General features: G+C 50.7%; 12 protein-coding genes. 7 read left to right on the top strand and 5 right to left on the bottom strand.

Annotation, left to right across the window (positions count from 1 at the left end; all coding sequences use genetic code 11):
* The first annotated feature begins 138 nt into the window (after positions 1-138).
* Positions 139-813, top strand: a complete 675-nt coding sequence (gene rpiA, locus LOS15_RS13880; RefSeq protein WP_263066528.1) for a ribose-5-phosphate isomerase RpiA — start codon at positions 139-141, stop codon at positions 811-813.
* Here the strand turns inward: rpiA and waaA are convergent.
* The 3 genes from waaA to LOS15_RS13895 are packed head-to-tail and all read right to left on the bottom strand — an operon-like array spanning position 805 to position 4,611.
* Positions 805-2,094 carry a lipid IV(A) 3-deoxy-D-manno-octulosonic acid transferase gene (gene waaA, locus LOS15_RS13885; RefSeq protein WP_263066529.1) on the bottom strand — a complete coding sequence of 430 codons (1,290 nt, stop codon included), beginning with the start codon at positions 2,092-2,094 and terminating at the stop codon, positions 805-807. The two genes, rpiA and waaA, sit on opposite strands and share 9 nt — an antisense overlap.
* Entirely contained in the window at positions 2,094-3,524 is a 1,431-nt protein-coding gene (gene hldE, locus LOS15_RS13890; RefSeq protein ID WP_263066530.1) for a bifunctional D-glycero-beta-D-manno-heptose-7-phosphate kinase/D-glycero-beta-D-manno-heptose 1-phosphate adenylyltransferase HldE, read from the bottom strand. Before hldE ends, waaA begins: the two co-directional genes overlap by 1 nt.
* Complete coding sequence (locus LOS15_RS13895; RefSeq protein WP_263066531.1) at positions 3,514-4,611, bottom strand: glycosyltransferase family 9 protein; 1,098 nt, start codon at positions 4,609-4,611, stop codon at positions 3,514-3,516. The genes hldE and LOS15_RS13895 overlap by 11 nt, the downstream gene beginning before the upstream one ends.
* On the opposite strand from LOS15_RS13895, the gene LOS15_RS13900 reads away from it, so the two are divergent.
* From LOS15_RS13900 to LOS15_RS13925, 6 genes are all read left to right on the top strand, one after another.
* Positions 4,610-5,323 (top strand): 3-deoxy-D-manno-octulosonic acid kinase, encoded by a 714-nt coding sequence (locus LOS15_RS13900; RefSeq protein ID WP_263066532.1) that lies wholly within the window; start codon positions 4,610-4,612, stop codon positions 5,321-5,323. The two genes, LOS15_RS13895 and LOS15_RS13900, sit on opposite strands and share 2 nt — an antisense overlap.
* A 24-nt stretch (positions 5,324-5,347) precedes the next feature.
* Positions 5,348-6,106, top strand: a complete 759-nt coding sequence (locus LOS15_RS13905) for a glycosyltransferase family 2 protein (protein ID WP_263066533.1) — start codon at positions 5,348-5,350, stop codon at positions 6,104-6,106.
* A complete protein-coding gene (locus LOS15_RS13910; RefSeq protein ID WP_263066534.1) occupies positions 6,103-6,933 on the top strand; it encodes a glycosyltransferase family 2 protein in 831 nt (276 codons plus the stop codon). The genes LOS15_RS13905 and LOS15_RS13910 overlap by 4 nt, the downstream gene beginning before the upstream one ends.
* Complete coding sequence (locus tag LOS15_RS13915; RefSeq protein WP_263066536.1) at positions 6,920-7,909, top strand: glycosyl transferase family 90; 990 nt, start codon at positions 6,920-6,922, stop codon at positions 7,907-7,909. The genes LOS15_RS13910 and LOS15_RS13915 overlap by 14 nt, the downstream gene beginning before the upstream one ends.
* A gap of 63 nt (positions 7,910-7,972) precedes the next feature.
* On the top strand, positions 7,973-8,677 hold the full coding sequence (locus LOS15_RS13920) for a glycosyltransferase family 25 protein (protein WP_263066537.1): 705 nt from the start codon (positions 7,973-7,975) through the stop codon (positions 8,675-8,677).
* A gap of 31 nt (positions 8,678-8,708) precedes the next feature.
* Positions 8,709-10,358: a sulfatase-like hydrolase/transferase gene (locus LOS15_RS13925; RefSeq protein ID WP_263066539.1), complete on the top strand. Its 1,650-nt coding sequence runs from the start codon at positions 8,709-8,711 to the stop codon at positions 10,356-10,358.
* Here LOS15_RS13925 and waaF read toward each other — a convergent pair.
* Both waaF and rfaD read right to left on the bottom strand, forming a co-directional pair.
* Positions 10,348-11,394, bottom strand: a complete 1,047-nt coding sequence (gene waaF / locus LOS15_RS13930; protein ID WP_263066540.1) for a lipopolysaccharide heptosyltransferase II — start codon at positions 11,392-11,394, stop codon at positions 10,348-10,350. The two genes, LOS15_RS13925 and waaF, sit on opposite strands and share 11 nt — an antisense overlap.
* Positions 11,387-12,343: an ADP-glyceromanno-heptose 6-epimerase gene (gene rfaD / locus LOS15_RS13935; protein WP_263066541.1), complete on the bottom strand. Its 957-nt coding sequence runs from the start codon at positions 12,341-12,343 to the stop codon at positions 11,387-11,389. Before rfaD ends, waaF begins: the two co-directional genes overlap by 8 nt.
* Between the last annotated feature and the right edge of the window lie 50 nt (positions 12,344-12,393).

Below are 12,393 nucleotides of genomic sequence, written 5' to 3' on the forward strand. Positions count from 1 at the left end.
TGGCCCTAACGGGATGCGGGCAAAGCCCTTATTGGTAGCAGATTACGCCTAGCGGCGTCTAGCGGCGTTTCCTTCGGCAGCGAGCGCCAAGGCCGTTATACTAGGCAGCACTGCCTAATCCTGACGCGGAAAAACACGATGACCCAAGATGAACTGAAAGCAGCCGTAGCTGACGCGGCGATTAAAGAGATTGAGCCCCATCTCGAAAAAGACACGGTGCTGGGTATTGGTACCGGCTCAACGGCCAACCTGTTTATTGACCGCTTAGGCCCGCTGCGTGACCGTTTCAAAGGCGCCGTTGCCAGCTCGGAAGCCAGTGCTAAGCGCCTACAAGCGCTAGGTATCGAGATATTCGAATTAAACAATGTTGGTGATGTACCTTTTTACATCGATGGTGCAGACGAAGTAAACGCTAACTTACAAATGATTAAAGGGGGTGGCGCAGCGCTGACCCGAGAAAAAATCGTCGCCGCCTGTGCCAAGCGATTTATTTGCATTGCCGACGGCTCTAAATATGTGGATCAGCTTGGCAACTTCCCGCTACCGGTTGAGGTCATCCCGATGGCGCGCTCCTACGTCGCTCGGGAGCTGGTCAAACTAGGCGCAGATCCCGTCTACCGGCAGGGGGTGATCACCGATAACGGCAATCAAATCATCGACTGCTTTGATTTTATGATCGACGATCCTGCCGCCATGGAAGCACGTATTAACGCCATCGTGGGTGTGGTAACAAACGGTTTATTCGCCCAGCGCGGTGCGGATGTCCTGCTGCTAGGCAAGGCAGACGGCGTGGAACGGGCTGCGTTACGTTAGCCACTGACTGAGCCCATCCAGCGTGCGCGCCAACGCGCCTCGGTGGGCCTCAATCACCTCCCGCCCTGCCTGCCCGATTTGCTGGGCATGTAGGGGCTGTGCTAACAGCTCCGACAGCGCATTGACCAAGGCATCTACTGTTTCCACCACGTTTAACGCGCCTGCCGCTAGTAGCGGCTCAGCCACATCGCTAAAGTTCTCCAGCGAAGGCCCGCAGAGCACGGGCTTAGCTAACGCAGCAGGTTCCAACACGTTGTGGCCGCCCATTGGCACAAAGCTACCGCCAACATAGGCCACATGCCCTGCTGCATACAGCGTTGCCAGCTCTCCTAGCGTATCCCCCAGGTAGACCTGCGTTTGAGGCGTGACGGCCTGCTGCTGGCTGCGGCGGCTGAGTGCCCACCCATCTGCAGTGCAGAGGCTTGCTACGTCCTCAAAGCGCTGAGGGTGACGCGGCACTATGACCAACAGCGCATCAGGAAAACGCTGACATAGCTTGCGATGTGCGTCTAACAACAGCGTTTCTTCTCCTTCACGCGTGGAACCAGCTACCCATACAGGGCGCCTCCCCCACTCGCGAAGTAAGCGCCCACTCTCTACGATCGCTTTATCCTGGCGGGCAAGCTCAAATTTTAACGACCCCACCACCGTCGTGCTCTCGGCCCGCGCGCCGAGCGCTTGAAAGCGCTCGGCATCGGCGGCCGATTTTGCAGCCACCCACGTGACATTCGCTAACGCGCTCGCCATCAGCGGCCGCAGGCGCTGATAGCGCGCAAAGGCGCGTGGTGATAAGCGGCCGTTGACCACCACAACAGGTACCGCTTGCTGGTGGCAAGCATTCAGCAAATTGGGCCACAGCTCGGTTTCAAACAGAATGGCAAGCGTGGGCTGCACGCGCGTCATAAAGCGCTTGGCCGCCCCCGGAAAATCCAAGGGGAGAAAGCAGTGGGCAAGCCTTGTTTGATCCGGCGCCGTTTGCTCGCTCATTATCGCCTGCACCTGCTCAGCGCCGGTTGCGGTCATGGTGGTCAGCAGCAGGCTGTGCTTGGGGTAACGCGCCAGCAAGCCCTCTATTAGCGGGCGGGCAGCGCGCACTTCCCCCACCGAGGCGCAGTGCAACCAAATGCGCGGTGTCGAAGGAAGCGACCCCAAGCGTATGCCTAGCCGCTGCAAGCGAGAGTAAGTAAGCACTTGCTCTCGCCAAATACGCCAGCCAATCAGCGGAGAAAGCAGATAGAGCGCCGCAGAATAGACCAACCTTGGCCAGCAAGAAGCTGCCATTAGCTTTCGCGATCCAGGATTGAGCTAATCATCGCCGTGGTGGACACGCCATCCTCAAAGCCCAACACTTTCACCTCGCCACCGTTGGCCACTACCGCTTCGCCACCGGCAATATCTTCAGGACGGTAGTCGCCACCTTTCACCAAAATATCCGGCAAAACGGCTTCAATAAGTGCCTGGGGCGTATCCTCACTAAAGGGCACGACCCAATCGACAGCGCCCAAGCCTGCCAGCACCTGCATTCGACGGTTGAGCGGGTTAATGGGCCGCTTAGGGCCCTTTAAACGGCCAATCGAAGCATCGTCATTCACCGCCACAATAAGACGGTCTCCTAGGCGCTTGGCTTGCTCCAGATAAGCCACGTGGCCGGCGTGAAGAATATCGAAACAGCCGTTGGTCATGACGACGCGCTCGCCGCGCAGCTGGGCTGCACGCACAGCCTCGACCAGCGGTACTGGGTCAATCACGCCGAACTCAGCCAGCTTGTCACCATGCAGTGCGGTGTAGAGTTCTGCTATCGAGAGCGTTGCCGTTCCCGGCTTAGCCACCACAAGGCCTGCACCCAGGTTAGCCAGCATCATCGCTTCCGGGAACGCGTGGCCGGCCGCCAAGGCAAGGCCCATCAAGCCAATCACCGTATCGCCCGCACCGGTAACATCAAACACCTCCTGGGCGCGGGTGGGCAGGTGCAGCGGAGCGTGGCCTTCACGAATGAGGGTCATGCCTTTTTCACTGCGGGTAATCAGTAGCGCTTCCAACTCAAGCTCGCTGCGCAGCGCCTCACCGCGCTGGGCAAGCGCTTCATCGGTTGCACATAGCCCAACCACGGCTTCAAACTCGGTTACGTTGGGGGTGATCAAGCTGGCGCCACGGTATTTGCTGAAGTCTTGGCCTTTCGGATCAATCAGCACCCGCTTTCCATGAGCCCGGGCCATCGCAATCAGCTTCTCCACTTGGTTGAGCGTGCCTTTACCGTAATCGGAAAGAATCACCACGTCACACTCAGGCAGCGCTTTTTCGACGTGCGCCAGCAGTGCCGTCGTGTCGACACCATTGAGGCGCTGCTCAAAATCCAGACGCAGCAGCTGCTGGTTGCGGCTCATCACTCGCAACTTTGTAATGGTGGGAACATCCGGGCTGCGCTGAAAGTAAGTACTTACTTTTGAAGCCGCTAAACGCGCTACCAGCAGCTCAGCATTGTTATCTTCGCCCACAACGCCTGCCAAAGCAGCATGACCGCCTAGGGACGCGACATTAAGTGCTACGTTGGCTGCGCCACCCGGACGGTCGTCGGCATTCTCAACACGTACTACCGGCACCGGCGCTTCGGGTGAAATACGCGTTGTGCCACCATGCCAGTAGCGGTCGAGCATAACGTCTCCCACCACCAGCACGCGGGCATGCTCCAGGGCGGTTAAATCAACTTTCATCCTTGGGTCCTGTTGTTGGCTGCGCTGCGGTATGCGTCAGCAGCGCGTCTAGCTTGGTAATCACATCATCGGCTTTGATCAGATCCATTGCATCGGCATGGCGCACCCGCTGCCCCCAGCTCACCTCTTCCACCGACTTATGCAGATACGTGCGTACCGCATCGGGGTAGGCATTGACTGCAAAATCGCGCCACAAATAAGGTGCTGCCCTTTGCGGATTAGTGGTGGCATAGAGGCCAAGCGTCGGCGTGCCCATGGCGTTGCCCATATGGGCTGGGCCGGTATCCGGAGCAATCACCGCTCGGGCATTATCGATCAGTGCCAGAACCCCCTTTAACGATGTGCCGCCGATAGCGTTAATCACGCTACCTGGCTGGCATAGCGCTTCAATCTGGTCGCTGACCTCGCGCTCGAGGGAGCTTCCCCCGCCGGTCAATACGCTCTTTAAACCATGCCGCACCCAAGCGTGCTCTATGACGCTTGCATAACCTTCTACTGACCAGTTTCGAAAGTTACGTAGCCGTGCGTTGCTGCAGGGGTTAATGACGATATAAGGCCCGTCGCCGCTGATGGCCAGCGCCTCGTCATATGCGACGGGGGGAACCGCTAGGTTCCACTCCAAACGGTCGTCTTCTACGCCCAGCAAGCGAGCGAAGTCCATAAACGACTCAAGCACATGGGCATTGGGATGCGGCATAAGCTGGCGCTGGGTAAACCAGTGCTGGGCATCTTTCGCACGGGCTTTGTCGTACCCTATTCGCACGTTAGCTTTGAGTCCCAGTGACAGCACGCTGGCGCGAATGGCCTGCTGCATGTGCAGCAGCACGTCAAAGCGGGTCTTAGCCAGCTCACGCCAGATGGCACGCATGCCTGAAAGCCCCGTCGATTTGTCGTATACAACAAACTCGACCCCAGAAAGCCCCGCCAGTAAACTGTGCTCCCCCTTGCCGATAATCCAGGTAATGCGTGTTTGGGGCCACTGGCGCTGCAAGGCCCGCACCGTGGGCACAAGATTGCACACGTCTCCCAGAGCGGAGAGGCGCAAAATGGCAATATGGTTAGGTTGAGCAGGCAGAGAGGGCTTCATGCGCTTAGCGTCACTCCAGCAGAGAAATGGACTGATTTTACACGATGTAGACAGTTTAAGTGACGTGTCCACATCACACCAACTCAACCCAACGCTGTTTGAAGAGAAGTACTGGCGTCGGCAGGGACTAATCGTTGGTGAAGCGCCTGGGCGGGGCAGCAGTCTATTTTTACAAGCTAGTGATCACGAGCAGTGGGTACTGCGCCCCTACCGCCGAGGTGGGCTGGTCGCTAAACTCAGTCATAAGCGATACCTATGGCTTGGGAGAGAGCGCACTCGCGCATTTCGTGAGCTGCGCTTAACCGCTATGCTCTATGAACAGGGCTTGCCGGTGCCTCGCCCAGTCGCCTGCTGCGTCACCCGTTTTGGCCTCACTTATAAGGCAGCGCTGATAACCGTGCGCATTCCTGGTGCCCAGGCACTAGCCTCGTTACTTTCTGGTAACGAGGCAGATGAAGCGCTGTTGAGGCGTGTAGGAGTAATGATCAAGCGCTTTCATCAGGCGGGGCTTGACCATGTAGATCTTAACGCCCGCAATATCTTAATCGACCCTAACGGCGAGCCTTGGCTGATTGACTTAGATCGCTGTCGGCTGCGCCCGGCGGGTACGTGGCAAAAGCGAAACTTGAAGCGGTTGGCTCGCTCATTAGAGAAGTTACAAGCAGGCTCAGCTATTCACGTCATAAAGACAGGGTATAACCAAAAGACCTAACATGGATTGGATATAGGTAGCGCTATGGAAATAAGTTATGTAACACCTGTCTTGATTGTTAAAAATGGAGAGGCTACCATTGGTGATACGTTAGATGCCCTCTCCGCATTTAAAAAAGTGGTTGTTTATGACAATGGCTCTGAAGACCGTACTTTATCAATAGTCAATGAGTTTGCTAATGTTCAACTCATTCAGGGTGAGTTCTTCGGTTTTGGAATTACCAAGAATGTGGCTGCCAGCCATGCTAATACTGAATGGATTTTTTCGCTGGACTGTGACGAAGCACCTGATCAAACGCTGATTAATAATATAGCGGCTTGGCATCCACAAGATGACAACTGTGTCGTTGAAATTCATCGAGAAAACTTTTTCTGTGGGAAACCCATCAAAACTAACGGCTGGGGCAACGATTTTTTAATAAGGCTTTATAATAAAGAAACGCATCGCTTTACTAAAAGCCAGGTGCATGAAAAATTAGAGCTGCACTCCAACTCCAGTAAAATAAAGCTACCAGGAAAGCTCCAACATACCGCCATTACTGACTTAAAACAGATACTAGAAAAAGCACAACTTTATTCTGAAATTTATGCTAACTCAGAAAAGGCAAAGTTTTATCCATTTCCTATCATCATATTAAAAACTTGCTTTGCGTTTTTTCGCTCCTACTTATTAAAACTAGGATTATTTTCAGGCTGGCGCGGTTTTATTATTTCCTTTGGCGATGCAGTCGGCGTTTTCTTTAAATATGCCAAGGTATATCAAAAAGCTGAGGTTAAAAAATGAAAGTCAGCTTAATAGTCACCACGTACAATTGGCCAGAGGCTCTAAAGCTTGTTATTGGGAGCGCCTTAAACCAAGACTATCAAGACTTTGAAATCGTTATTGCTGATGATGGCTCCGATGAGCAAACCACCTCATGCATTGAAGAATTTACTAGATCGAGCAATGTTACTATAAAGCATGCTCGGCAGGAGGATCTAGGCTTCAGGGCTGCCAGAATACGAAATAAAGCGGTTTCTATATCTGATGGAGAATACCTTATATTTATTGACGGTGACTGCATTCTTCCTAAATCGTTTATTACCGATCATATCAATTTATCGCAACACGGTTTTTTTGTACCAGGCTCAAGATTAAAAATCTCTAAAGATTACACTCATCAATTAATTGCTAGCGGAGCATTATACAAATTTCAGCGCCGCGAAATTCTGAAGCTTTGGCTAAAAAGAAAAATAAAAAGAGTTCACCCTATTTTCAAAATGCCTGTCGACTCTTCGTTTCGTTTTCGGAGAAAAAACAAGTGGCAAGGTGCCGTTACATGCAACCTTTCGCTATGGCGAAAAGATTTTATGGATATTAATGGTTTTAACAATGACTTTATAGGCTGGGGTTTAGAAGATAGTGACTTGGTAATCAGGTTAATAAACAATAAAATCTATAGAAAAGATGGTAAATTTTATAGTTACGTTATGCACCTTCATCATAAAGAAGCTTCGCGCCTCCATGAAAGTGCAAACTATTCAAAATTCCAAATCTCTTTAGAAAAGGGAACGACTTATTGCAAATCTGGAATAAACATCATGTCAAAGGAAAGCAATGAACTTGTCTAAACGCATACAAAAGCCTAGAAAAAATTTAGAGAAACTAAAACGCTACTACAAGTATGCGATATTGAAGCTCACACCTAAAACCTATCAAAAGAAAAAAATAATTCGACTTTTTGAATTATATTATAAAAAAGCAAACGCTCATGAAAGGAAAAATCTACTCCAAAGAGTAGGCTACTATAATAAGCTAGACAAAAAGTTTGAAATAAATAAAGAGCTGAGCGCTTATCACGTCTTAAATATTAAAAAAACGGGCAGCTGGTTTTATCATTATGATTTAACGATACAGTCAGCTGCTTTTACAGAAAACTCATTATTTCACTACCTCCCTGGTGATGTGCAAACCATTCCTAACACACCAACCTTTGTTAAAAGCAGACCTATCTCTCAAGAAAACAAAAACTCTGTTTTATTGAAACTGAATACAATCAGGCATTTTAATTTTATAAAAGACCCTTTTCATTACGCTGAAAAAAAAGACTTACTAGTTTGGCGTGGAGCCTGTTATCAACCTCATCGTCGCTATTTTATTGAAAACTTTCACTCGCACCCACTTTGCAATGTTGGCGATACAAGCAGAGACGCTGAACTGGGAAAAAAACCGTTCATGAGCATACAAGAACAGTTGACATATAAATTTATTTTAAGCATTGAAGGCAATGAGGTAGCCAGCAATCTAAAATGGATTATGTCGTCTAACTCTCTATGTTTTATGGTTAAACCTAAATTTGAAACCTGGTTCATGGAAGGATTGCTCATTCCTAATTTCCACTATGTTGAATTAAAAGAAGACTATTCGAATCTTGACGAAAAAATTAATTTTTACTTAAAAAACGAAGACGCAGCAGTTAATATAATTAAAAATGCAAATAATTTCACCAAACAGTTTTTAGATCATGATCGTGAGAACTTAATATCTCACTTAGTAATCCAGAAATATTTTTTAATGAGTGACCAATATATACAAGAACCACTATAAAATATACCCGCACTCTTTCTATATTTACTCTAAATAAAACATTATTTTTAAAAGAGAAAAAAGATGCTTAGTGAAACAGATATGAAAAAAGAAATAGATATATATGTAATAACAACAGGAGATGAACAAAGATCAAAAAGGATTGAAAAATCATTAGAAACAATTAATTTTAACTATGTGTACTCTGATAGCATTGATGATCTCAATGTTTTAGCTAAGGAGTATAGGAAAAAGTCGCATAAATTTAGGCAGAAAGCCATCATGGCTGGAGAAGTCGGTGCATTCAAAACACATGCGGCCGCATGGGAAAAAATCATCCAATCGAATAAACCATCAATAATACTTGAAGATAATATTCATTTTATTAAAGACCCAAAAAAATTATTTAATCAAGACATTATTAATCAAATTGAGAGCTGTGGCCTCATCTCATTCACCGACTTTGCATATAAAAAGCTTCCATATCAGCCATCTTTAATATCTTCAATAAACGAGAAAAAACCTTTACCTATTGTATGTTATGGAATAACGCCAGAAAGAGCTTTTAATCTAATATCTGCAATGAAAAAAACAGCCTATGTTATGCCTGTTGATAAATGGTTATCAATACCCAAGCTATGTGGTTGTTATGCTTTTGTTAGCCATATAACTATTGCAAAAAGAGACCCATTACTTACCAGCATTGCCAATAAAAAGAAAGGTAAGAAAGCAAAAAACCCGATCTGTGTACTTTACTGGGCTTTCAATAAAATAAAATATAGGTATTAAAAAAGAATATTTATAGATGAGCATTTAACATATGACACGGCTATCAATACCAAAAGTTACCCCATGGCTACCTCTGTTAATTACTGGAGTCTGCCTGGGCTATTCTACTACGGTAATAACCCGCCTCCCCTGGTGGGCACTGTTTTTTATTGCCGCCACCTGGGTTGGCGTGGGGCTGAAGCTGCGCTGGGGGCGGCCTGCCAATGCCCGCTACCGGAAAGTATGGCCTTGGTCGCTGTTGCCGATCAGCTTGCTGGGTATCTATGTCTATTTAGCCGATAGTTTTGGCAATGTTGACCTTGGCGCGGTGTTTTTTCATCTTCAGGCAGGCATGGCAGAGCACGGAGGGGCAGGGAAAATGCTGCTAGCGCTCACTTATGTCCTAACCGTGTCGGCTGTGCTGGCATCGGTCACATGGCTGTCACGCCATGACCAGCGTTGGCGGTTAAGCGAACGTTTTTTTGCGATTGCCCTGCTGGCGGCCAACCCACTGCTCTATGGCATCGGCCAGCGCAGTGCCGCGATTGTGACTGACGATGGTGCTTGGTTAGACCGCCGCTACATCGAACCGCCTAACACTGAGCTGGCCGACCCGCCTAATTTATTGCTTCTCTATTTAGAGAGCATTGAGCGCACCTATGCCAATGAAGCATTTAGCGAGGCATATGCTGATCTTAGTGCATTAGGAGAAGGAGGCGCTGTTTTCGAAGGCGTCCGGCAGATGGAAAACACTGGTTGGACGATGGCAGGTATGATTGCCAGCCAGTGCGGCGTGCCGCTGATGCCTGCGGGGCTACTCCACGATAGTCAGTTTGAACCGCTCTCCAAGGTGGTACCGGGCGTTGACTGTTTGGGGGATGTACTGGCTAAGCGGGGCTATCGGCTCAGCTTTTTAGGTGGCGCCAGCACGCAGTTTGCGGGCAAAGGGCTTTTCTATCGGGGCCATCAGTTCAGTACCGTGAAGGGTAAAGAGGAGCTGATGCCTGAACTCGAGGATCCCGATTATATAAACAGTTGGGGGCTTTACGACGATACGCTCTATGACGTTACCGCCAGCGAAGTACGCCGCCTGCACGAAGAAGACGACGGCCCGTGGGCGGTGGTGAACCTGAGTATCGCCGGTCACGCTCCCAGCGGTTTCCCGTCCCAAACCTGCCTGAACCGCCAGGGCGAGTTCGATGGTCAGGATATTCTCTACTCCGTGGAGTGTTCTGCGCGGTTAGCCCGAGACTTTATCGAACGTCTAGCAGCAGAAGGCCTGCTGGATAATACGCTCATCGTCGTGCTCAGCGACCACCTGACGATGCGAGTATCAGTATGGGATCAGCTTATCGCACTAGATCGTGATAACACGTTCATCATGCTTGGCGATGGCATCAGTCCGCAACGGGTGCAGCGGAGTGCCACCATGTTAGACGTATTCCCCACGATTCTGGACGCCATGGGGTTAACGTTGAACGAGAACCGCGCTGGATTAGGCGCTTCCTTGCTCAGCAGTCAGCCCACGCTGGTCGAAACTCATGGGCTAGAGACGCTGAATGAGCGATTACGCGAAGAGACCGCTCTTCAGCAACGGCTTTGGGAAGGGCTGGCCCCACAGCGGCGTGAACAAGAAGCGACCGCTGAGCAGGTCACCGAGACGCCTACTGACCAGGCCAACGAAATAGAGATTATGCGCTAACAATAACGCCGTGCGCGTTCTGCCCATCAGCGCGCATGGCTTGATAAACGCGTTCTACGCCTAATTCGTTCAAGCAGTTTGTGTGTCCCAGAGGGCACGTTCGCTTAAAGCATGGCGAACAGGAGAGCCCTAAATAGTGGATAACGGCATTATCGGTGAGCGGTGGCGTATAGACAGGTGAGGAGGAGCCATAAAGTGCGTGAATGCGCACGCCTACAGCGGCCGCTACGTGCATCAATCCAGAATCGTTCGTGACCACTTGGCGGCAGTCAGCAAGTAAGTCTACCGCGTCCGCCAACTGCGTTTTGCCACATAAATTATGCGCATGGGGCAGTCCCTTTACGATGGTCTGCCCTGCCGCATGATCCTTCGCTCCGCCCAGCACCCGTACTTCATAGCCATCTTTGACCAGCTTTTCTGAAAGTTGGTGAAAGTACGCCAGCGGCCACTGCTTGGCGGGGCCATACTCTGCGCCGGGCATCATACCAATCGCGGGTCGAGACGAAAGTGCATGGCTAAGACGCAAATTTACTAGGTTATCTCGATCGATAGTGAGACGCGGCGTAGGAATTGAGAACTGGCCGGTTTGCGCCTCTTCCAGTGGCAAGCCTAGGGAGACAAACCGTTTGACCGTCTGATCCAATATCTGCTTGTCTAGTTTACGGCGCTCTTTAAGCAGGCCATAGCGATGCTCGCCTAAAAAGCCCACACGCTCTGGAATGCGGGCCATAAAGGGTACCAGCGCCGCCTTCCAGGAGCGCGGCAGCACAATGGCGCGATCAAAACGCCCGCGCAGTCTCGCCGCAAGCTCGCGGCGGCTAGCAAGGCCGAACTCCCCGTGGCCTACCGCCAGCGGCAATACTTCATCCACTTGCGGCATACGTTCAAGAATGGGCTGGGACCAGGCGGGCGCCACCACGCCCAGCGTGGCACCCGGGTAGCGCGCTTTTAAGGTCATAAACAGGCTCTGAGCCATGACCATATCGCCTACCCAGGAGGGGCCAACTACCAGCAGTCGCTTGGCAGAATTAGCCATTTAGCCACTCCAAGTACGCCTTAACGCCCTGGGCGACGGTTTTAAATTCCACATTGCAGCCAGACGCCCGCAAGTTGCTAATATCGGCCCGGGTATAGCTCTGGTAGCGCCCTTTCAGCTCTTGAGGGAAAGGAATGTAATCAATCTCCCCTTGGCCATAAAAGTCGATGACCGCTTCGCCAATGGCCTTGAACGGCTCAGCACGGCCTGTGCCCAGATTGAAAATGCCCGACGCGCTGGGGTTATCCAGGAACCAGAGATTCACATCGACCACATCGCCCACGTAGACAAAATCACGGCTCTGCATGCCCGCCTCGTAGCCGCCGTAAGCCCCGAACAGCTTCAGCGTTTCGCCATTACGGATCTGCAGGTGGTTGTGATACGCCACGCTAGCCATTTTGCCTTTATGCTGCTCCCGTGGCCCGTAGACGTTGAAGTAGCGGAAACCGACCACCTGGGTGGTTAACTCACTCCAGCGCGAGCGCACGTGCTGATCAAACAGCAGCTTAGAGTAACCATAAACGTTCAGCGGCTTTTCATGCTCAGGCGCTTCCTTGAACACCTCGCTACCCCCGTAGGTAGCCGCCGACGAGGCATACAGGAAAGGGATGCCCAGCTTTTCGCAGTAATTGAGCAGCACTTTGGAGTACTCGAAATTATTCTCCATCATGTAGTGCCCGTCCCACTCGGTGGTGTCTGAACAGGCCCCTTCATGGAAAATCGCATCGATGGTCGGTAGGTCGACCGTCTCACCGCGCAATGCTGCTTTAACGCGAGAAATAAAATCTTCTTTATCCAGGTAGTCAGCCAGCGTGCAATCCGCCAAATTGACAAACTTAGTGCCATCGCGAAGGTCATCGACCACCATCACATCATCACGGCCACGAGCATTCAGCGCTTTGACAATATTGGCGCCGATAAACCCGGCACCGCCTGTTACAACGATCATCTCGTTCTCCTTACCAAAAGCGGCTCTTTGGCTATCGTGCCTATAACCCA

The sequence above is a fragment of the Halomonas sp. 7T genome (assembly GCF_025643255.1).
In the GTDB taxonomy this organism is placed as follows: domain Bacteria; phylum Pseudomonadota; class Gammaproteobacteria; order Pseudomonadales; family Halomonadaceae; genus Vreelandella.

What these genes read in the sequence shown, in the direction of transcription:
- rpiA (WP_263066528.1), top strand. Translation starts at nt 139, where the DNA reads ATGACCCAAGATGAACTGAAAGCAGCCGTAGCTGACGCGGCGATTAAA.
- waaA (WP_263066529.1), bottom strand. Translation starts at nt 2,094, where the DNA reads ATGGCAGCTTCTTGCTGGCCAAGGTTGGTCTATTCTGCGGCGCTCTAT.
- hldE (WP_263066530.1), bottom strand. Translation starts at nt 3,524, where the DNA reads ATGAAAGTTGATTTAACCGCCCTGGAGCATGCCCGCGTGCTGGTGGTG.
- LOS15_RS13900 (WP_263066532.1), top strand. Translation starts at nt 4,610, where the DNA reads ATGCGCTTAGCGTCACTCCAGCAGAGAAATGGACTGATTTTACACGAT.
- LOS15_RS13895 (WP_263066531.1), bottom strand. Translation starts at nt 4,611, where the DNA reads ATGAAGCCCTCTCTGCCTGCTCAACCTAACCATATTGCCATTTTGCGC.
- LOS15_RS13905 (WP_263066533.1), top strand. Translation starts at nt 5,348, where the DNA reads ATGGAAATAAGTTATGTAACACCTGTCTTGATTGTTAAAAATGGAGAG.
- LOS15_RS13910 (WP_263066534.1), top strand. Translation starts at nt 6,103, where the DNA reads ATGAAAGTCAGCTTAATAGTCACCACGTACAATTGGCCAGAGGCTCTA.
- LOS15_RS13915 (WP_263066536.1), top strand. Translation starts at nt 6,920, where the DNA reads ATGAACTTGTCTAAACGCATACAAAAGCCTAGAAAAAATTTAGAGAAA.
- LOS15_RS13920 (WP_263066537.1), top strand. Translation starts at nt 7,973, where the DNA reads ATGCTTAGTGAAACAGATATGAAAAAAGAAATAGATATATATGTAATA.
- LOS15_RS13925 (WP_263066539.1), top strand. Translation starts at nt 8,709, where the DNA reads ATGACACGGCTATCAATACCAAAAGTTACCCCATGGCTACCTCTGTTA.
- waaF (WP_263066540.1), bottom strand. Translation starts at nt 11,394, where the DNA reads ATGGCTAATTCTGCCAAGCGACTGCTGGTAGTTGGCCCCTCCTGGGTA.
- rfaD (WP_263066541.1), bottom strand. Translation starts at nt 12,343, where the DNA reads ATGATCGTTGTAACAGGCGGTGCCGGGTTTATCGGCGCCAATATTGTC.